Genomic DNA, 19,136 nt, shown 5'->3' on the forward strand with positions numbered 1-19,136 from the left:
GCCTACCAAGCCGGAAAGCCGCATTGACCGAGGTGACCATGTCCTACCGCTCCTCCTGGATGACCGGAGAGCTCGAAATCTTCCGCGACCAGTTCCGGAAATATCTGGCCAAGGATCTGGCACCGCATGCCGAGAAATGGCGCGAGCAGAAGATGGTCGACCGCTTCGCCTGGCGCGGGCTCGGCGAGATGGGCGCCCTGCTGGCCAGCGTGCCGGAGGAATATGGCGGCCTCGGCGCCACCTTCGCCTATGACGCCGCCGTGCTCGACGACCTCGAGAGCACGGTGCCGGAGCTTACGACCGGCGTCTCCGTGCACAGTGCCATCGTCGCGCACTACATCCTCAATTATGGCTCGGAGGAGCAGAGGAAGCGCTGGCTGCCGAAGATGGCTTCCGGCGAGATGGTCGGTGCCATCGCCATGACCGAGCCCGGCACCGGCTCGGACCTGCAGGCCGTCAAGACCACCGCGAAAAAACAGGGCAATTCCTACGTCATCAACGGGCAGAAGACTTTTATTACCAACGGCCAGGCTGCCGATCTCGTCGTCGTCGTGGCACGCACGGGTGAAGCAGGTGCAAAAGGCATTTCGCTGATCGTGGTCGAGACCGCGGGCGCCGACGGTTACAAGCGCGGGCGCAACCTCGACAAGATCGGCCTGCACGCCTCCGACACGTCAGAGCTGTTCTTCGACAACGTCACGGTGCCGCCGGAAAACCTGCTCGGCAAGGAGGAGGGCCAGGGCTTCGTACAGCTGATGCAGCAATTGCCGCAGGAGCGCCTCGCGCTTGCGGTTGGCGCGGTCGCCTCGATGGAGCGCGCGGTCAAGCTCACCACCGAATACACCAAGGAACGGAAGGCGTTCGGCAAGCCGCTGATGGATTTCCAGAACACCGCCTTCACGCTCGCCGAGCGCAAGACCGAAGCGATGATCGCGCGCGTCTTCGTCGACTGGTGCATCGAGCGCCTCGTCGCCGGGGATCTCGACACCGTCACGGCGTCGATGGCGAAATACTGGTGCTCGGACAAGCAGGTCCAGACCGCCGACGAATGCCTCCAGCTGTTCGGCGGCTACGGCTACATGCAGGAATATCCGATCTCGCGCATCTTCATCGATTCCCGCATCCAGAAGATCTATGGCGGCACCAACGAGATCATGAAGCTGCTGATCGCGAGGTCGCTGTAGCTCTGTTCATCGCGCACGCCAATCGCGTGGGCGGCAGCCGAAGCGCTGCTTGAAGCGCCGCGCGAAGTGGGAGAGATCGGAGAAGCCCCAGTCGAACGCGATGGCGCCGATCGCGCGGCCGCCCGATGCCGGATCCTTCAGATCGGCCGCCGCGCCCACGAGGCGGCGATCGATCACGTAGTCCGAAAATGTCGTGCCGGAGCGTTCGAACAGCTTGTGGACATAGCGCTCGCTGATGCCGACGGAGCCGGCGACCGCCGCGACCGTCAACCCAGGCTCGCGCAGCCGCTCGTGAATGGCGCGGCGCAGCGCCAGCACGGTCGCGTCTGCAAAGCTTGCGGCTTCCGCCGTCTGCGCCCGCGAGCGGCGCGACAGGCTGAGCGCAACGAGATCGAGCAGCACGTCGAACAGCCGAATGCTGTCCTCTTCCGCCATCCGCAATGCGCCGGCATTCAGCGATCGTGCGGTCTCGACGATGAGGTGACCGACATGGGGATCGTCGGAGACGCGCTCGGCCCTGAAATCGAACGACGGCGGCAGCCGGTCGCGTAAGGCGCGCGACGGCACCCAGAACGAAGCGACCTCCAGTGTCGGACCGCGATCGTGCAGCAGCGTCACCACGCGGTCGCTGTCGACGATGCCGACCTGGCCGCGCGACAGGCTGACCTCGCTGTCGCCCTGGAGCATGCGGCAGCGCCCGGCGAGCTTGAAGTTGAGATAGAAGCAGCTCTCGCGCGATGCCGCGATATCGGCACGCGAGCGATTGACGGTATGCTCGGGAAACATCACCCGGTTGATTGCGCCGGCGCCGAGCCCGATCGTCTCCACCTTGGCCGGGAAGCGCGACGTCGTGGCCGATTCCGGCGTCAGGTTCATGAATGCCTGGCAGATCGCCTCGCGGTAATAGGAAAACTGCTCGTCCGGCCGGGTCACTGCGGTGTTCCAGACGACGTGCCGCGGCCGGCTTGTGACCTGCTCCATCAGTTCGCTCCGAGACCAATCCGGTTCAGCGCCAGCCAAGCGGAAAATGGCCGGCCGGTTCACACTTCGCACAACAAGAATTGTCCGCCGCGCCTCGCGAGCGCCGCAAAGGACCCACGTCATGCCGATCTAACCACACTCGGGAGCAGCTACAACATGTCGACCTACGTTCTCGTCCATGGCGCCTGGCACACCGGTGCCGAGTTCGAACCCGTCGCGGCCCCGATCCGCGCCGCCGGCCACAAGGTCTATACGCCGACAATCAAGGGCAATCGCCCCGGCGATGCCAAGACGACCGGGCTGAAGGACGCGATCCAGTCGATCGCCGACTATCTCGCCGAAAACAATCTGAAGGACATCGTCCTGCTCGGCCATTCCTATGGCGGCATGATCATCACCGGCGTCGCCGACCTCGCGCCCGAGCGCATTCGCCGCCTGGTGTATTGGAATGCCTTCGTGCCCAACAACGGCGAATGCCTCAACGACATGGTGCCGCCGCACTTTATCGGGCTGTTCGAAGCGATCGCGGCCGAACGCGGCGACAGCTCCGTGGTGTTGCCCTTCCCGATCTGGCGCGAAGCCTTCATCAACGATGCCGATCTCGAGACCGCGCAGCGCGCCTATGACGTGCTCAATCCGCATCCGTTCGCGACTTTCACCGACAAGATCGCGCTCAAGACCAATCCGGCGGAGATGCCGCTGGCAAAGTCCTATATCAACTGCACCGAGGACGTCGCGATGCCGCACAGCCATCCCTGGCATCCGCGGCTCTCGGAGAAGCTCGGCCTGTTCCGTCTGGTGCAGGTGCCGGGAAGCCACGAGCTCTGCTTCTCCGATCCGGCGCGGCTGGCCAAGGCGATCATGGAGGCGGGGCGCGACTGAGCTGCGTCCGTCAAGAGCGCGACGACTTTCGACGATTGCTCCTACCGCCGGCTTCGGCGGCACAGCCCTTGCTTGTCCGCTGACGAATCCAGATCGGTAGAAGCAACCCCTGCTTGTCACGTGTGGCTCCCCGCCATACGCTGCCCGTGTTCGGCAACCGCCATCTGGTTTTGTTTTGCGTCAAGTCAGGAGAAGCGAATGGTTCACGTCTCGCGACGGAAACTGCTTCAGCTTGCGGCTGTTGCGCCATCGGCACTTCCTCTGGCCTGGACGTCGGTTGTATCTGCCGCGACCGGAAAGAAGACCCTGAGCGCGGTGATGCAATCGGACCTTCGCGTCACCGACCCTGGCTTCACGACAGCCATCATCACCCGCGACCATGGCTACATGGTCTACGATACGCTGCTCGGCATCGATTCCAGCTTCAAGGTGCAGCCGCAGATGGCCGACTGGACGGTGTCCGCGGACAAGCTGACCTACACTTTCACCTTGCGCGACGGCCTGAAGTGGCATGACGGCGCACCGGTGACGGCGGAGGATTGCGTGGCCTCGCTGAAGCGCTGGGGTACGAGCGTCGACGGCATGGCGCGCAAGCTGATGGACTTCACGGCCGGTATCGAAGCCGCGGACACCAAAACAATCGTCTTCAAGCTGAAGGAGCCCTATGGCCTGGTGCTGGAGACGATCGCCAAGCCATCGTCGGTCTGCGCCTTCATGATGCCCAAGCGGCTTGCGGAGACCCCGATCACCAAGCAGATTCCCGAGCAGATCGGCTCCGGCCCGTTCAGATTCGTCGCGGCCGAATTCCAGCCCGGCGTAAAAGCCGTCTACGAAAAGAACACCGACTATGTGCCGCGCAAGGAGCCGGCCGAATGGACCTCGGGCGGCAAGGTGGCCAAGGTCGACCGGGTCGAGTGGATCACGATGCCGGACGCGCAGACCGCGCTCAACGCGCTGCAGTCAGGCGATATCGATTTCGTCGAGACGCCGCCGTTCGACATGCTGCCCGCGCTCGAGTCCAATCCGGACATCAACGTATCCATCCTGAACAAGTTCGGCTTCCAGTCGTTCGGCCGGATGAATTTTCTGCATCCGCCATTCGACAATGTGAAGATCCGCCGCGCCGCGATGCTGGCGATCAACCAGAAGGACGTGCTCGACGCGCAAATTGGCAATCCCAAATACTACAAGCTGTGCGGCGCGTTCTTCATCTGCGATACGCCGCTGGCGAGCGACGCCGGCGGCAAGACCCTGATCAAGGGCAACGGCATGGCGGACGCCAGGAAGGCGTTGGCCGAGGCCGGTTATGACGGCACGCCCGTGGTGATCCTGGCGCCGACCGATCAGATCCTGCTGAAGGCGCAGCCGGTCGTGGTCGCACAGCTGTTGCGCGACGCCGGCTTCAAGGTCGATCTGCAGGCCATGGACTGGCAGACCGTGGTCACCCGCCGGGCAATCCAGAAGCCGCCGAAGGAAGGTGGCTGGAACATGTTCTTTACCTACCAGGGCGCCGCCGACTCATTGAACCCGCTGGTCAACGTCCCGATGGTCGGCAAGGGCACGAGTGGCGGCTGGTACGGCTGGTCCGAGGACCCCAAGCTCGAGGAGTTGCGCGATTCCTTTGCCCGCGCGACCTCGCCCGAGGAGCGCAAGAAGATCGCGCTTGAGGTGCAGAAGGAAGCCTACGACCAGGTGATCTACGTCCCGCTCGGCCAGTTCCAGGCGCCGAGCGCCTGGCGCAAATCGCTCACCGGCGTGATCGACGGCCCGGCGACGCCGATGTTCTGGAATGTGGACAAGAACGAGTAGCTTCCTCTCCCCGTTCTCACGGGAAGAGGCAAAGCCCTAATTCGGATGCCACCAGCGGCCGCCGATCACGACGCCCTCGGAGACGATCTTGCGATCCCCGATCAGGTGCTCGCCGACGACGTCCTCGTAGTCGAACTGGCCCTGCCTGACCGTAACAAGCGTGGCGTCGCCGACGCAGCCGGGCTTGAGGCTGCCGAGTTCGGGCCGGCGCAGCGCCATCGCCGCGTTCACCGTCGAGGCGGCGATCACGTCCGACAGCTCCATGCCCATGCACAGGAATTTCGACATGGTCGTGACCTGGTCGAAGGCCGGGCCGTCGATGCAGAGCTGATGGATGTCGGAAGAGATGGTGTCGGGATAGAAGCCGTTGGCGAGCATCGCGCGCGCGGTCTTGAAGGCGAACGAGCCCTTGCCGTGGCCGATATCGAACAGCACGCCGCGCTCGCGCGCATCCAGCACCGCCTTCTTCACCGTGCCTTGCGCGGTCGCCGGCGTATTGGGGAAGGGACGGAACGCATGGGTCAGCACGTCGCCCGGACGCAGGCGGCCCAGCACCTCCTCGTAGCTCGGCGGCGGATGGTCGATATGCGCCATCAGGGGCATGCCGACCTCGTTCGCGACCTCGAGCGCGATGTCGAGCGGCACGATCCCCGACGTGCCCGAGGAGTGCAGCCCCACGCGCACCTTGATGCCGACGATGAGGTCGCGGTTGGCATCGGCCACCTTGGCCGCCTCGATCGGATTCATCAGCCGCAACTCCTCGCTCTCGCCGACCATGATCCGGTGCGAGAAACCGAAGATGCCGGCATGCGAGACATGCAGATAGGCGAGGATGCGAACCTGGCTCGGCTCGATCACGTGCTTGCGGAAGCCCGCGAAATTGCCGGGACCGGCGCTGCCGGTATCGACCGCCGTGGTGACGCCGGAGAGGCGGCAGAATTCCTCGGCGTCGATGCCGAGCGAGGTGCCGCCCCAATAGACATGGGTGTGCAGATCGATCAGCCCCGGCGTCACGATGAACTGCGAGACGTCGCGCACATCGGTGCCCGGATCGGCCTTGAGCCCGGTGCCGATGGCGGCGACCTTGCCGCCCGCAAAGGCGACATCGGTCACGGCATCGAGCTTCTGGGACGGGTCGACCACACGGCCGCCGCGCAGGATCAAGTCGAAAGGCATTGTTGTCTCCGGATGGGGTAGCGAGGCGTGGCCGGCACGTCGGCACGGCCAGGAAGGACTCTTTCGCTTCTAGCAAATTTTGCGCCGACGAGCGTGGCAAACTGCGACGATTGCCCATGACAAAATGGCGATCCCGGGAAGACACGTGCGAAGCTGAAACATCCGCGGCCTATTGAAAAGACGGCGAGCGCGCATCCGGCAAACATGGAGTCGTCGGCAGGTCTCGGGCCAATGAGTGTCCGGCAAAGGTCGAGACGTGGCCGACATCATGTAGCTGGAGAAAAAACGATGGAACGACTGAAATTGCTTGGCGTGATCGCTCTTTGCGCAACCTTGGCGCCGGGAGCGGCCGCCTCTGCGCGCGGCGGCGGACATGGGGGCGGTGGACATGGGGGCGGTGGCGGACATTTCGGAGGCGGCGGCGGATTTCACGGTGGTGGGCACTTCGGAGGCGGCGGAGGCTTCCACGGCGGAGTTGGTCACTTCCGGGCCGCCGGCGGCTTCCATGCGCCACGTCCCGTCGCGGCCGGCGCCGGCTTCCATGGCGGTCAATTCCATCATGCCGGATTCCGGCATCGCTACCGCCACGCATTTGCTTACGGCGGGGGTCTTGGCCTTGGCGGCGCCTTAGCGCTGGGCGCCTATTCGGGCTGGCCTTACTATGGCGGCTACGACGACGGCTACTACGGCGATTACGACGACTCCGCTGATGGCTCGTCCTATTGCGAACAAAAATATCGCTCGTACGACCCGGCTTCGGGAACGTATCTCGGCTACGATGGCAAGCGACACCCCTGCCCATAGCTCGATGTGGTGATGTCTTCGAGCCGTGCTCGCCGGCACTTCGGGAGTCCCTGAGATCGCTGACGACGCACGGCCCGAACAATTCGCAACTGGGCGGCCTGGTTCTTTTTTATTGGGGACTTGACGGGCAGCAAAACCAGGAGAACAGCCCCTCCGCCACGCGCGTCATAAGGCGGGTCTACTTCGTGAACGTATTCGCGACCCTGCGGGAGCGAAGGACGTACGTTATCCAAATCGTGGCACTGATTGCACCGACAACCGTTTGTCCGACCTGTCGAGGTTCGATGATGAAAAAATCGCTGAACGGGCGATTGAGGGCGGCGGAAAAAAACGATGCGACGCAGAGGAGATCGACGAGCGGCATCAGCACCGCGCAGATCATTTGTACGATGAAGAAGGCTGGAAACCTGTGGGAGTGTCTGAACAGGTGCACCGTTGTCCAGATCGCGAAGCCGATCATGGCGGCGTTTACCAGATTTCACTCCAGATCACCGTGGGAAAGTAAGTCCAGACTTTGTCGTCGATCGATTGCACATATTGTCCGACGTTGAAGATCAGGCGCAGGATGCCCATCACCTGGCCGAACGCGAGAAGCGCGAGCCAACCGCTGATGCCGGTCATCTCGCGCCGGACATCTTTGAAGGCAGTAGCGTCCTCGGCGAGAACGGCGGGCTCCCGAACGGCGGCCGCCGGTGGCGATGCCGGCTCTTGCGGCGGCGATTGAAGAAGCTGCTGCGCGATCTGGTGCACCTCCTCGACCGGCTTCCAATCCTCGAAGCCGTGCCGCCGGACCATCACACGCCGAGGATCGGCGATACGAGCGAGGAGCGTAAGGAGTTCCGAAATCGAGATCGGGCCGCGCTGCTGCCCGCCGTCCGCGTAGTATCATAAATCCGTCATGCCGACGCCCCCGCACCCGCACCCGCACCCGCACCCGCACCCGCACCCGCACCCGCCGTATTCTACCCGACGTAGGTACACGTCACGATAGAAAAACGATTAGTGGGGGGTATTGGCACTACACGCCCATGGCGACGCGCGGCAAATGGCGATCCCGGCATGACTCGAACATGCGACCTACGGTTTAGGAAAACGAAAACATTACTTTTCCAACGTTCGCCAACGTACGTCATAGCCCCCGTAAGGTCCTCTTTATACTTGCTTTTCCCTCCCCAAGGTGCATCCTCGTTAGGCGCTCCAACTCGCCCCTTCGAGGTGCCAAGGCGGTGCCACACATCAAGCTTTCAGACGTCGGCCTTCGGTCTTTGCCTCTCCCTCCGAAAGGGACGGTGGACTATTGGGACCTGAGCCTTCCATCATTCGCTTGCCGTGTCTCGCAGGGTGGCGCAAAGACCTTCATCCTCAAGACCTACAACTCGCGCCGAGCGATCGGGAGATGGCCCCTCATCAGCCTTGCGGCGGCTCGCCGTGAGGCAAAGCGAATTCTCGCCGAGAAGACGCTGGGCCGGATCCAACCTCAATCCATAACCGTCGCGAAAGCGCGGGAGCTCTTCCTCAAGGAGAAAGGGAAAGCAAGGCGAGTACGGACGGTCCAAGATCTAAAGGACCGCCTCGACCGTCACTTCGACATTCCAGGGCAGCTTGGGAAGGTAACTCACAATCAGATCGTTCGACGACTTGAAGCGATCAAAACGCCCCAGGAATTCAACGCGGCGCTCCGCGTGGGACGAACCTTTTTCACGTGGTGCACCAACCGTCGCTACATCACCGAAAACCCTACAAGGGGTATCGACCGCCGCTCGGTCCTGTCCCGGACGCGGGTCCTCTCCGATGAAGAACTCAAGAAAGTTTGGACTGCATGCTCCGAGCCTCATAAGGACATGCCGGAGGGCTATCGCACAATCGTCAAACTATTGATCCTAACGGGCCAACGCAAAACTGAGGTCGCAGGTTTGGATAAGGCGCACGTCTCTTATAATCAGAAAACTGTCTCTCTTCCAGGCACCTTAACCAAGAACAAGCGAGGGCATGAACTTCCGGTAGGCAACTTGGCTCAGTCTATCCTGGCTCCCCTGCTCACATGCAATTCTCTTTTGTTTCCAGCTCGCGGCAGATCAACGCCATTTAATGGTTGGTCGAAGAGCAAGAAAGCACTCGACAAAGCGAGTGGTGTCACCAATTGGACGCTTCACGATCTTCGCCGCACATACCGCACAATTCACGCTCGCATCGGCACGATGCCCCACATCGCCGAACGCCTGATCAATCATGTCTCGTCCCGCTCAGACGTCGAAGATATCTACGACAGGCATACTTACCTACCTGAAATGGCGCGCGCGATGAAAAATTACGAACACTACCTCCTTCAGAACGTGCTACCTTAAGTCGTCGGCTGACACTTAACAGCCGTCGCGACGGCTCCCAACAGATGGAGCTAAGCGATGACTGGAAAGGAAGTGGTCAACTGGCGTGGGGTTAAGGCACTTGGAATTCCCTACAGCCGCACGCACTGGTTTAGGCTCTGTGCATCTGGTGAGGCACCGATGTTTTTCAAACTACGTGCTCACAGAAACAGTCCGCCGGTCTGGTGGCTGCACGAGATTATCGAGTGGCTCGAAGCTCGCGCAAAGGCCAAGCCTGCCGACGCTCCGAGAAAGTAAGGAGCGGGGCTGGCCCTCCAAAGCCAGCCCTTCCTCCTTAGAGGTTTTCCTGGCGATCCAGCCTTATACCCCGCCATACGCCCCGCCTTTAGGGTAAGGCGGGGTCGACGGTTGGCATGCGCTGGCCTGGGGCAGCATGTATGGTCGACAAACCCCGACTTGCCGTGCGACTTTGGTGGTGCTGCCGCACCACGACGCGCGAAAGCGCGGGCATGCGTTCCTCCTCATATTGGAGATTGATCCATCTCAGACGTCGTCCGAGCCTCATCAATCTCTTCATCATGAGGACAAGCTTTCAGCGCAGTGGCTCCGAAGATGCGGGAGAGCTCTGGCTCGGCTTACCACGAGCCGACGGACAGAGCTTAGCCTGATAGGAGTGAGATCGTATGACGGGAAACACTATCTTTTGCTCCTCAAGCGTGCATAATCCTTTCTTTGCTTCCTTTGCAGAGGAGTTATCCCATGCAATTAAAGCTCAAGCGCTCACAGCGCACGGGCGGCATGCTGGGCGGAAAAGTGATCTTTGCTCTCGATGCACGCACCGATCTGACGTCCGACGAAAAAGGATTGGTGAGTAAGTACGGGCTTGGAAAGCTCGCCGTATACGACAGCGAGGCGCGTAAGAAACACGGGGAGGCGGCGTACGGTCACTTCGATGAGAGCGCAAGCAGAACCACTGGACGTTCGCTTTGGAAAAGCGCTCGCGGCATTGCCAGTGCTGCCATGATGGCGCTTTCGCTCCGGATCACTGTCGAGACCTTGATGAGCGGCCAACACATCGAATGCAAGGATCTCGACGAGCTGCTTGGCGCCGAAGCGGCCATTCTGAATGCCTGCAAAAACCTCAAGGCGTATCTTGAAACGGCACAGACCTTCGACGGGCGGGAGGACGTCGTTGAGTTCTAAGCTTCCGAAATACGTGCCTCCGTCCCCGTTCACGCCGTTTCTTCGGCGTTTCACGGACGAACGGGCGCGTGATCTGGCTGAAACGATCGGCCTCTACAATGAAGTGCGCAATACGTATGTCGGTTCGCTCTGGGCCAATCCCCAGGCGATTGAGCATGTAAATACGTTGATCGCCGAACGGGTCGGCGAGGCTGTCGATCTGCCGAATTCATCTACGCTCTTGAACGCACTCGACCGCTGTCAGCAAGAGATTCTCGCTCTTGAGACCGCGATCTTTGCCTTCCCGGAAATCGACCTGAAGACTGCTGTTCTCTCCCTGAAGGAGCATGTTGATCTTCGCCAGTACCTGCGCGCCAAACAGCACTTCCTTGCCAACGACGAGCGCGTCGCCGAGCTCCTTATGGATACGCTCGCCGGCGTGTTTGAAGCGATTGCCTCGGCGCTACCAAACCTACAGGACACCAATGACACGGCACCGCCACTCACCGTCCCTGTTGTGTGTCTTCTCCGCAATCCGGGCGATCTCATCGCCCGCCTGATAGCTACGATCTCCCAGCGGGAGACCGCAGAAGCAGGTCTATTTTCAGCGCTCCAAGACCGCCTGTACAGAAATGTATGTCTCGCCTCGGGCGTTTCCCCGAACGATGAGAAGCCGCGTAAGCGGCTCGTCGAGGCAGACAACTCCGATCTTCCTCCCATGGAGCTCGCGGAAGCCTATTTGAGGGAAACGCCTTTTCTCGACCTCTTCCTCTGCCCAATACCCTTTTGCATTCCCGCAAAGGCTCGTTTCGAGCACCAATGGATTGTTGCGCCGCCAGGCGCCGGCAAGTCGACCCTTCTCCAATACCTAATCTTGCGCGACCTTGAGCTTGTAGCCGCAGATCAAGCGTCCATCGTCGTCATGGAAAGCAACCGCGATCTGATCAAGGCGATCGAAGGCCTCAGGGTATTTGCGCCCGGTGAACGCCTTGATGGCAAGCTCGTCGTCATCGATGCCGAAGATGTCGAATGGCCGGTCGCGCTCAATCTATTTGACGTCGGCATCGGGGAGACGCACTCCTACTCGCCGGCGGAGCACGAAGGCTTCCGAAACGCCGTGCTCGCGCTCTACGATTACATCTTCAGTGCCTTACTTTCGGCGGAGATGACCAGTCGCCAGAATACCTTATTTCACTTTACGATCGAACTTCTTCTCACGATCCCGTCAGCTACAATCGACACGCTCATTGATCTCATGCAGCCCGGAGGCCTTGCCAAATTCAAGGAGCATCTGCTCGTCCTTGATTCTGATGCGAGGCGCTTTTTCGAGCTGAAGTTCAACAGCAAGGAGTTCGACCGCACCAAGGAGCAGGTCGTTGACCGGCTATTCGCTGTTAAGCGCATCCGCACTCTGTCTCGGATGTTTGCGGCGCCGAGATCCAAGTTCGACTTTTTCACTGAAATGAGTGCGGGGAAGGTCATTCTCATCAATGTTCCGCAAAGCCTGCTTCAAGAAGACGGCGTGGAGATCGTGGGTCGTTTTTTCATTTCAATGATCTTGCTCGCTGCACATAAGCGTCAGCTTCTTCCAAAGGATCAGCGTCTCCCCTGTTTCGTCTACATCGACGAATGCCAGGATTTTATCAAGCGTGACCCAAAGATCCCGGTCATTCTTGACCAGGCGCGTAAGCTGAATGTGGGCGTGGTCCTTGCGCATCAGCGATTGCAGCAGATGCAACCGCACGTCCTCGATGCACTCTATGGTGCAACTGCAATAAAGTTCGCCTCAAAAATCAGCGACGCGGCGGCCCATGCGCTCGCGCGCGACATGCGAACCACCCCCGAATTCATCCTCAATCAGCCGCAGTACCATTTCGCCGCCTATGTCCGCGGGGTGACAAATGCCGCGCTGTCGGTCGGCATCCCGGCCACCGACCTAAATAGGGCGCCGCGGATGACAGCCGATGAGCACAATGCTGTTCGGAAGAGCATTCGAGAGCGCTACGCGGTCAAGCCAGTGTCTACGGAAGTTTCTCGGACGGATGTTAGGGAGCGGCAAACCTCATCAGAAGAGCCGCCCAATGCGGGATCGGCGGCTGTCCCTGAGCGGGACGGTGATGATTGGCGTTCATAGCACACAGAAGAAAGCCCGCCGAAGCGGGCTTGTTGTTAGTTCGCTGCGTCGACCGTCTTTGAAGGACATGCGCTCGCGCGGTGTCCAGGCTCGTTGCATTTCGAGCATTTGGGAACTCGGCGCTCGCGAACCACGCCGCCGAGAAGCTCGCCGAGTTCGGCGTTTAAGTCCTCGCGCTTGGCGATCAGCTCTTTGACGCGCGCGATCTTGCTGTCCAAATCCATGTGAACCACCTCCTTTCCGACGGAAGAGATAGGCCGTGTAGTATCGCACGTCTGCTCGATTCAGCCGTGCGAGCGTCGGTTCGTGTTGTGCATGTGCCGGTATGTGGAAGGAAGAGCCGCAGTAATGATTGTTCACTTTTTCTTGGGTACACAGGGACAGACGGCCTGCATGCGAAGGCATCTGATACATTGCTTTCCGATGGACGAGACCTTAACCCCAGCTTCGAAACGTCGGCCCCGTTTCCGCCGCTCGTCAGAACCCGTTCTCTTTCGCATCACTGACGGTGACGCGCTTATCCTGCAGCAACTAGCTCGCTATCGCTTCTTGCGATCCACTCACATTGCAGCGCTGGTTGGGCGCTCACTGGATCGCGCTAACGATCGACTATGCCGCCTATATCATGCTGGATATGTGGATAGGCCGCGGGCGCAGCTCGACTACTACCCCACGTCCGGATCGACACCTATGGTCTACGCCCTTGGTGACCTCGGTATACAATTTCTTGCCGAGCGAGGAATGGAGTTCGCAAATCTCGAGTGGAGCCGGAAAAACCGGGAAGCGGGCCGGCCGTTCATTCAGCATCAGCTGGAGGTCGTCGACTTTCACGTCGCCCTGGAACAGTCCACGCGTCGTCGGAATGACGTAAGGCTGCTTCATCCCGAGGAGATTATCACGAGTTCACCTGAGAGCACCCGCAAGAAGCGAAATCCGTTCGCGCTGCGGGGCAGCATCTCGCGCGACGGGAGTTCGCTCGATATCGGCGTGATTCCCGACCTTGTGTTCGGCCTGATGTTTCCGGACGGGTCCCGCCGCTGCTTTATGGTAGAGATCGACCGTGGCATCATGCCCATCACGCGAGCAGATGTCACCCAATCCGGCTTTGAGCGAAAGATGCGCGCGTATCTCGCCGCTTATGCCGAGGGGCGACATATGCAGCAATTCGGTTGGAAGACATTCCGCGTACTCGTTGTGACAACCGATCAACAGCGCCTTCAATCCATGCTCGGAGCACTGCAACGGCTTAAGGCGGAAGATCCGGGCCCGACTTTGTTCTTCTTCGCGTTGCGGGACGAGCTGCGCGTCGAAGGTCCGATCGAACAGGTATGGCGCGATGGATTGGAGAAGAATACGAGATTGACACCAGGCCCACGCGCATGAGGCGAACTGCGCGCAATTTGCGCTTCCGAAAAGAGTGAGCTCAAGAAAGACCTCGACAGCCTTATAATTGGCCTCGTACTTAGGCACCCTGTTGAGCATAGCTGGTACTTATGTTTAAAGCGCAAGCAGCAGCAGCGACCAAGAGCACAAGAACTCCTCTGCGCATGATTCGCCTCCGATTCAAAAACGACTTTGCCGCACAACTTGGTTATTCGAAATTTTGAGCAAGCAAGGGATACCAGGAATCTTCCCCGGTATTGCGGGTCAACCTTCGCGTTAGTAGGGATGCCGATCAACACCTAAAATTAGTGGTGGGAGGAATTGTCTCCGCTCGGGCCCTCAGAGACTGCCACGTTTCGCTTAAGCCGGACACGGGCCGTAGCGGCGAGGGACGCCGTTGATGCTGCAACTTGGATCATCCAAGACCTCCCGGTGCCGCCGCAGTTGGCAAGAAATCCTCCCGATCTACTTGCGCGCCAGATCTCTGAAGATGTCTTGCGAGGGGCCGCCATAGAGTACCTCGACAACCCATCTCGCTGACCTGTCCTCGCCGCCTTTGGACTGACGGGCTTTCTCGCTGAGTCCTATGTCGCTCAGTGCCATACCTCGCCATATCCCCATCTTGAGATCGGACTTCTTTGCCAAACTCGGCAATCCGGTGGGCGCGGCCCGCTTCTAAGTCATGACCAAGTCGCTGACGCCAACGCCGGTCCTGGACTTACGGCTTTTCCGCTTCTCTGGCTGCAGGTCCAAACAACCCAATTGACCCAGAGGCCCAGGCCTGCAGCCAGCCAGCAAAGCTTCCTGCGCATACATTGCGGATATCGGCTTGCACGCGTTATCAAAAAGACCTCTGCTGATCGTGCGGAAGCCTTTCGAGCTGTGGGCCTCCGCGAACGCCATCGTATTCCCGCCGGAGCGCCTTTGCCTTTTTCGGAGGAAATTTCGAGGCAAGAACAGGTGGTGTTTGAAGCTAGGAAATCGGACTTTGAAGGGGTTCTGCCCGGGTCAATGGTCAGCCACGTCTTCGTATATCGCCGGCCGCAGTGCGGTTTCACCCGCCTCGAAAAGCAGGTCCTAGAGCGTGCCGCGGATCATCTGACCGACGAGGAATTTTCTTCAGCACTTGGGATCAAACCCGGAGCCGTTGCGCCGCGTTGGCGATCCATTTACGCGCGCGTCGCGGAGCATGTGCCCTCTTGGCTCGACGCTGGGGCGAGCGTCGGAAGTGCGGCCCGCGGAAAGGAAAGGCGGCAGCGAGTTATCGCGTTCGTTACTGAACACCCGGAAGCACTTCGGCCATATCATGCGGGGCAGGCCAACTCTTGCACGCATTTGACATTGCGTGTGCGTGCGCTACAATACACCCGCAAGTCGTATCGGCAGAATTGCTTTGCCTCGTGAGACGAACGTCGGCCCTGAAATTGTTCGGGACGACGTGACGTCTCAGGAGGTTCAATATGCCAGACGTGAATGAAGAATTGCGTCCAGCACGCCGAGCAATTCGAGCGCTGGGGATGTACAGTGATCTCTCTAAAAGTGAACGCGGAAGGCTCATTGAGATAATCACTGAAAGCACGAATCCCGGGGACTCGTTCGACGGACTCATTCAAGCGAACAGTCTCAGCCCGGAAGAGAGAGAAAAGCTCGTGAGGGCAGCAAGCAAGAATCCCTGGACAGCATTTGACGCGTTGCACTTCCTTAAGGGGTTGACGCCTCATGAGAGGGACATTCTGCGCGCTGCCGCAAATAACATTTAGTGTGAACTCAAAGGCCGACACCGTCGGCCTTTATATTTGGGAGAATTGGCCGTGAGTGATACCAGTTCCAGACTCAATACTGTTTCAGCAGATGCCCGTTATCTTGCTGCTTGGAGCGAAGTGAACACCAGAATTGCTCAGAGGCAGAATGCCTTTTATATCTTTCTGACGATTTCTCTCCTCGTCATCGCATTCAGTTTCTCAAAGGATGGGACCGAGGAACTGCGCACTAGGGCACTCGTGTTACTCGCTGTGCCGCTAACTGGTCTTGCTATGGCCCTGCTCAATGATAAGCATGATCAGACCATCTCTTTGTTGCGATCTTTCTTGCGTGAGTGTGAGAAGCTAGGTGTGACAGAGGAAACTTTGCATCTGGGTAACATCAGCTACAACCTTAACGTGCATTTTGCGGATCCTGCCGCAGAGTTTCGTCGTCATCATAACAAAGCGTTTGTGATCGCAATCGCTCTAATAAGCATGGTCGCGTTTCTCATACTTGTGTCAAAGAACTCAAGCGCAATTGTTTCTCTGGATTTGCTATCGTTCGCAGTGACGTACGTGATCGGCTACGTTGCACTTACAACCGCTGCCATGTATGTAGTGTGGAAGCCTGTTCAGTATGATGAAATAACACCGATTGAACGGCAACAGAACAGGTTCAAGGCGGCGACCGATCGATAACGAAGCGCGGGTCGATATAGTCGGCCGTTAAGAAGCCCAACTGACTGCCGGCATGGCGGCGAATGGCTGCCATAGGGCGAGCAGGATTGGGCGCAGCAGAGCTCTCAGCCAGGCGAGGACGCGGCGGAGATTGTGGCCGATGGCGGAGAGGATGACGTTTGCAGCGTCGCGCACGGCCTACGAGATGGCAGCGGGACCAGGACAACCGTCTGCCGCCTTCTGGCAAGGCTGGGCCATGAAGGCGTTGCCGCTCGGTCGCGATCCGTTGGAGCGCCTCGATATCGATGCCCTCCAAAGCATCCAAACTGCGCCTAAACAGTGCCAAGCTCCGTCAGGCCGCCACCATCGAGAATGTCGACTATCGGACCGCTTGCGGTCTCGACCGCTCCCTCTTTCAGAGCCTCACCACCTGCCAATGAATCCGCGAGCACAACCATCTCGTCATCGGTCCGACCGGCACTGGCAAGTCTTTGCTGGCTTGCGCGCTCGGCAACAGGGCCTGCCGCGATGGCTTCTCGCCCCCCCCTACGAGCGCGTGCCCCGCTTGTTCGCCGATCTCGCCCAGGCGCGTGGCGAAGGTCGTCTCGCTCGGCTGATCGCGGCGCTGGAGCGCGTCACTCTACTCATCTTGGACGACCGGGGACGAAGCGCTCACTGCCGACCAGCGCCGTGATCTACTCGAGGTCGTCGATGATCGTTACGACAAAGGATCATTGTTGATCACAAGTCAGCTCCCCGTGTCGCAATGGCATGACGTGATTGCCGATCCCTCGCTCGGAGACGCCATATTGGACCGCATCATTCACAACGCCCACCGCATCGAGCTCAAGGGTGATAGCCTGCGTCGTCGGGCCGACGATAGGACAACAGCTTGAATACCGCGCGCCCGATCGCCCCAGAGCTCTCAGGCTGTTTGTCGCGCGAAGAGTGGTCGACATCGGACGACCTTGGCTTCGATTTCTCGGTTGGTGGCGTGAACCGACCGTTGTGTTCCGGTACCACAACCAACTCGACCGGTATGTGACATGGATGCGCGATGAGCGCGGATTCTCGCCATCGACGGTGGAGCAATGGAGCCGGATGATCGGCAGCTTGCTGCGCTGGTGCGACCAGACCAACCGGCAACTCAGGGAGCTTCAGCCCGAGGACATCGACGCCTATTTCGTCGCCCCGTCGACGGGACGATGGTCCCGCGTTTCGGTGGCCCACACGCACCGCAGCGCGGCGACAACCAGCATCGGTTGAGGTACTTGTTAACCGTGCCCTGGGCCAGGCCGAGGCTCCGGGCAACCGCGTGCTGCGATATTGTCATTCGGCCCTTTAATTGCAGTTTGTTGTCAAGCTTACATTTCTGAACTCGCCCACGGCTCGGTGGTAGTGCTCGCGCCGTCGGAGCTGGTCCGGTTGCGGAGACGGCGCGGGCGCGGCTTACTTGCCTGTCGGCCAGGCATTAGATCGCCCGGGTTTTGTGATGTCTTCGCTAGGGTCATGGTCCTTTATATGGACGCCTCCCGCTTGCCAAGGCTCGCTTAGAAGGGATGCCACACAGAATACGGCTGCGGTTTTATATCCGGCCTGTTTGTGCAGGTGGGATACCTGCTGGCCCTGATGGAATTCGCTGATCCACGCCTCATTTTCCGAGAGGGCTCGAAGCCCAAAGGACCATTCAGGTTTAGTGGATCACGGTCCGACCTGTTTGCCATCACTCTTCACGGGACTTACGCAACCTCAGAAGATCCACCCTTTCGCTGGCTGAATTGCGGGGCGAACGACCTACGCCGGCGAGCTGTTGTGTTCACGCTGGTACAGCTGGCCATGGGCCAGAAGCGCCCATAGCGTACGCGCAGTCTTGTTTGCCATCGCCACGATGGCCACATTGATCGGTCGGCGCTTGACCAGTTTCACAATCCACTCTGGAGGTGATTTGCTGTGTGTTAGCACGGACCGCGCGCCATGGATCAACAGCGTGCGTAAGTAAGTGTCGCCGCGCTTGCTGATGCCGAGCAACTTCACACGCCCACCCGTGCCGGTCTGACAAGGCACCAGCCCCAGCCATGCGGCAAACTCGCGCCCAGACTTGAACGTTTTGGCATCACCGACCGCCGCAACCACTGCCGTGGCCGTCAGCAGACCGACGCCCGGAACCTCCGCCAGCCGCCGGCAGGCATCGTCCTGTCTGTACCAATCACGTAGTCGGCGCTCGATCTCGACAACCTCTTCATCGAGCCGACCGATCCGCGCGAATTGTTCGCGCAGCGTATCGACCAATACGGCGGGTAATCGATCCGCCAAGTTGGCGAGGATGCCCGGTAGACGCCTGGCAATGCCACTGCGTCCTAGCGGCATGACCTCGCCGTACTCAGTCAATAGGCCACGCAGCGCGTTGATCTGCGCGGTGCGAAACTTTACTAGCTGCTGCCGTATCCGGTGCATCGCGAGCACCGCCTGTTGTGCTTCTGTCTTGATCGCTGCCGTCCTGACGCCTGGCTGCTGCACCGCCATCCAAATTGCCCGAGCGTCAGCCATGTCATTTTTGTTGCCGGAGACAAACGCCTTGACCTGCAGAGCGGGCAGTAGTCTTACCTCGTGGCCCAATGCGACCAACTTTCGTGCCCAATGCTGCGCGCCGCCACAGGCCTCCATACCGATTAGGCATGTCGGACGATTCGCGAAGTGTGCCAGAAATGTCTTGCGCTTGAGTCGGACGCTGGTGATTTCGCCAGTCTCTTTGCTGACCTCGTGCAACTGGAAAACATGCTTGGCTATATCTACGCCAACGACCGCTCGAATATCTTTCATGCTCGGTCTCCTATTTTGCTGCAAGCGCGCTGACCCA

At 59.8% G+C, this 19,136-nt stretch carries 16 protein-coding genes and 2 pseudogenes; 11 read left to right on the plus strand and 7 right to left on the minus strand.

Annotated elements, in window-relative coordinates; translation table 11 throughout:
• The first annotated feature begins 38 nt into the window (after positions 1-38).
• Positions 39-1,184 carry an acyl-CoA dehydrogenase family protein gene (locus J4G43_RS49095; protein WP_208089603.1) on the plus strand — a complete coding sequence of 382 codons (1,146 nt, stop codon included), beginning with the start codon at positions 39-41 and terminating at the stop codon, positions 1,182-1,184.
• A gap of 6 nt (positions 1,185-1,190) precedes the next feature.
• Here the strand turns inward: J4G43_RS49095 and J4G43_RS49100 are convergent, their stop codons facing one another.
• Entirely contained in the window at positions 1,191-2,165 is a 975-nt protein-coding gene (locus J4G43_RS49100) for a helix-turn-helix domain-containing protein (RefSeq protein WP_208089161.1), read from the minus strand.
• A gap of 156 nt (positions 2,166-2,321) precedes the next feature.
• On the opposite strand from J4G43_RS49100, the gene J4G43_RS49105 reads away from it, so the two are divergent.
• Positions 2,322-3,047, plus strand: a complete 726-nt coding sequence (locus J4G43_RS49105) for an alpha/beta fold hydrolase (RefSeq protein WP_063980670.1) — start codon at positions 2,322-2,324, stop codon at positions 3,045-3,047.
• Between the two features lie 198 nt (positions 3,048-3,245).
• Positions 3,246-4,856, plus strand: a complete 1,611-nt coding sequence (locus J4G43_RS49110) for an ABC transporter substrate-binding protein (RefSeq protein ID WP_208089162.1) — start codon at positions 3,246-3,248, stop codon at positions 4,854-4,856.
• Between the two features lie 36 nt (positions 4,857-4,892).
• Here the strand turns inward: J4G43_RS49110 and J4G43_RS49115 are convergent, their stop codons facing one another.
• Positions 4,893-6,032: an amidohydrolase/deacetylase family metallohydrolase gene (locus J4G43_RS49115; RefSeq protein WP_208089163.1), complete on the minus strand. Its 1,140-nt coding sequence runs from the start codon at positions 6,030-6,032 to the stop codon at positions 4,893-4,895.
• A gap of 288 nt (positions 6,033-6,320) precedes the next feature.
• Between J4G43_RS49115 and J4G43_RS49120 the strand changes: the two genes are divergently transcribed.
• Entirely contained in the window at positions 6,321-6,836 is a 516-nt protein-coding gene (locus tag J4G43_RS49120; RefSeq protein ID WP_084794944.1) for a BA14K family protein, read from the plus strand.
• Positions 6,837-7,014: 178 nt separating this feature from the next.
• Here the strand turns inward: J4G43_RS49120 and J4G43_RS49125 are convergent, their stop codons facing one another.
• Positions 7,015-7,296, minus strand: coding sequence for a DUF2569 family protein (locus tag J4G43_RS49125; protein WP_225005598.1), 282 nt, complete (start codon positions 7,294-7,296; stop codon positions 7,015-7,017).
• Between the two features lie 8 nt (positions 7,297-7,304).
• Positions 7,305-7,688, minus strand: coding sequence for a hypothetical protein (locus J4G43_RS49130; protein WP_225005860.1), 384 nt, complete (start codon positions 7,686-7,688; stop codon positions 7,305-7,307).
• A gap of 437 nt (positions 7,689-8,125) precedes the next feature.
• Here J4G43_RS49130 and J4G43_RS49135 point away from each other — a divergent pair, with 437 nt between their 5' ends.
• From J4G43_RS49135 to J4G43_RS49145, 3 genes are all read left to right on the plus strand, one after another.
• On the plus strand, positions 8,126-9,181 hold the full coding sequence (locus tag J4G43_RS49135) for a tyrosine-type recombinase/integrase (protein ID WP_028148347.1): 1,056 nt from the start codon (positions 8,126-8,128) through the stop codon (positions 9,179-9,181).
• Positions 9,182-9,919: 738 nt separating this feature from the next.
• Positions 9,920-10,363, plus strand: a complete 444-nt coding sequence (locus J4G43_RS49140) for a hypothetical protein (RefSeq protein ID WP_208089164.1) — start codon at positions 9,920-9,922, stop codon at positions 10,361-10,363.
• Positions 10,353-12,476, plus strand: coding sequence for a type IV secretory system conjugative DNA transfer family protein (locus J4G43_RS49145; RefSeq protein ID WP_155258175.1), 2,124 nt, complete (start codon positions 10,353-10,355; stop codon positions 12,474-12,476). Before J4G43_RS49140 ends, J4G43_RS49145 begins: the two co-directional genes overlap by 11 nt.
• A 35-nt stretch (positions 12,477-12,511) precedes the next feature.
• Here the strand turns inward: J4G43_RS49145 and J4G43_RS49150 are convergent, their stop codons facing one another.
• Positions 12,512-12,700: a zinc finger CCHC domain-containing protein gene (locus tag J4G43_RS49150; protein WP_028153890.1), complete on the minus strand. Its 189-nt coding sequence runs from the start codon at positions 12,698-12,700 to the stop codon at positions 12,512-12,514.
• 199 nt (positions 12,701-12,899) lie between these two features.
• Here J4G43_RS49150 and J4G43_RS49155 point away from each other — a divergent pair, with 199 nt between their 5' ends.
• Both J4G43_RS49155 and J4G43_RS49160 read left to right on the plus strand, forming a co-directional pair.
• On the plus strand, positions 12,900-13,859 hold the full coding sequence (locus J4G43_RS49155) for a replication-relaxation family protein (protein ID WP_208089165.1): 960 nt from the start codon (positions 12,900-12,902) through the stop codon (positions 13,857-13,859).
• Between the two features lie 1,811 nt (positions 13,860-15,670).
• Positions 15,671-16,300, plus strand: a complete 630-nt coding sequence (locus J4G43_RS49160; RefSeq protein WP_208089166.1) for a hypothetical protein — start codon at positions 15,671-15,673, stop codon at positions 16,298-16,300.
• A 27-nt stretch (positions 16,301-16,327) separates the two neighbouring features.
• Here J4G43_RS49160 and J4G43_RS56290 read toward each other — a convergent pair.
• Positions 16,328-16,493 (minus strand): annotated as a pseudogene (locus J4G43_RS56290) (IS5/IS1182 family transposase); the annotation flags it as partial.
• A gap of 277 nt (positions 16,494-16,770) precedes the next feature.
• Between J4G43_RS56290 and J4G43_RS49165 the strand changes: the two are divergent.
• A pseudogene (locus J4G43_RS49165) lies at positions 16,771-17,175 on the plus strand (ATP-binding protein).
• Positions 17,176-17,227: 52 nt separating this feature from the next.
• The gene (locus tag J4G43_RS49170) at positions 17,228-17,545 is read left to right on the plus strand and encodes a site-specific integrase (RefSeq protein ID WP_208089167.1); all 318 of its coding nucleotides are present in this window, start codon (positions 17,228-17,230) and stop codon (positions 17,543-17,545) included.
• A gap of 528 nt (positions 17,546-18,073) precedes the next feature.
• Here the strand turns inward: J4G43_RS49170 and J4G43_RS49175 are convergent.
• Positions 18,074-19,099 (minus strand): IS110 family RNA-guided transposase, encoded by a 1,026-nt coding sequence (locus J4G43_RS49175; RefSeq protein ID WP_208089168.1) that lies wholly within the window; start codon positions 19,097-19,099, stop codon positions 18,074-18,076.
• Positions 19,100-19,136 lie beyond the last annotated feature (37 nt).

Origin of the sequence: Bradyrhizobium barranii subsp. barranii, assembly GCF_017565645.3 — a bacterium.
GTDB lineage: Bacteria > Pseudomonadota > Alphaproteobacteria > Rhizobiales > Xanthobacteraceae > Bradyrhizobium > Bradyrhizobium barranii.

Coding starts and splice junctions, on each gene's coding strand:
- J4G43_RS49115 (WP_208089163.1), bottom strand. CDS start 6,032: ATGCCTTTCGACTTGATCCTGCGCGGCGGCCGTGTGGTCGACCCGTCC.
- J4G43_RS49100 (WP_208089161.1), bottom strand. CDS start 2,165: ATGGAGCAGGTCACAAGCCGGCCGCGGCACGTCGTCTGGAACACCGCA.
- J4G43_RS49120 (WP_084794944.1), top strand. CDS start 6,321: ATGGAACGACTGAAATTGCTTGGCGTGATCGCTCTTTGCGCAACCTTG.
- J4G43_RS49150 (WP_028153890.1), bottom strand. CDS start 12,700: ATGGATTTGGACAGCAAGATCGCGCGCGTCAAAGAGCTGATCGCCAAG.
- J4G43_RS49105 (WP_063980670.1), top strand. CDS start 2,322: ATGTCGACCTACGTTCTCGTCCATGGCGCCTGGCACACCGGTGCCGAG.
- J4G43_RS49175 (WP_208089168.1), bottom strand. CDS start 19,099: ATGAAAGATATTCGAGCGGTCGTTGGCGTAGATATAGCCAAGCATGTT.
- J4G43_RS49125 (WP_225005598.1), bottom strand. CDS start 7,296: ATGATCGGCTTCGCGATCTGGACAACGGTGCACCTGTTCAGACACTCC.
- J4G43_RS49140 (WP_208089164.1), top strand. CDS start 9,920: ATGCAATTAAAGCTCAAGCGCTCACAGCGCACGGGCGGCATGCTGGGC.
- J4G43_RS49110 (WP_208089162.1), top strand. CDS start 3,246: ATGGTTCACGTCTCGCGACGGAAACTGCTTCAGCTTGCGGCTGTTGCG.
- J4G43_RS49095 (WP_208089603.1), top strand. CDS start 39: ATGTCCTACCGCTCCTCCTGGATGACCGGAGAGCTCGAAATCTTCCGC.
- J4G43_RS49155 (WP_208089165.1), top strand. CDS start 12,900: ATGGACGAGACCTTAACCCCAGCTTCGAAACGTCGGCCCCGTTTCCGC.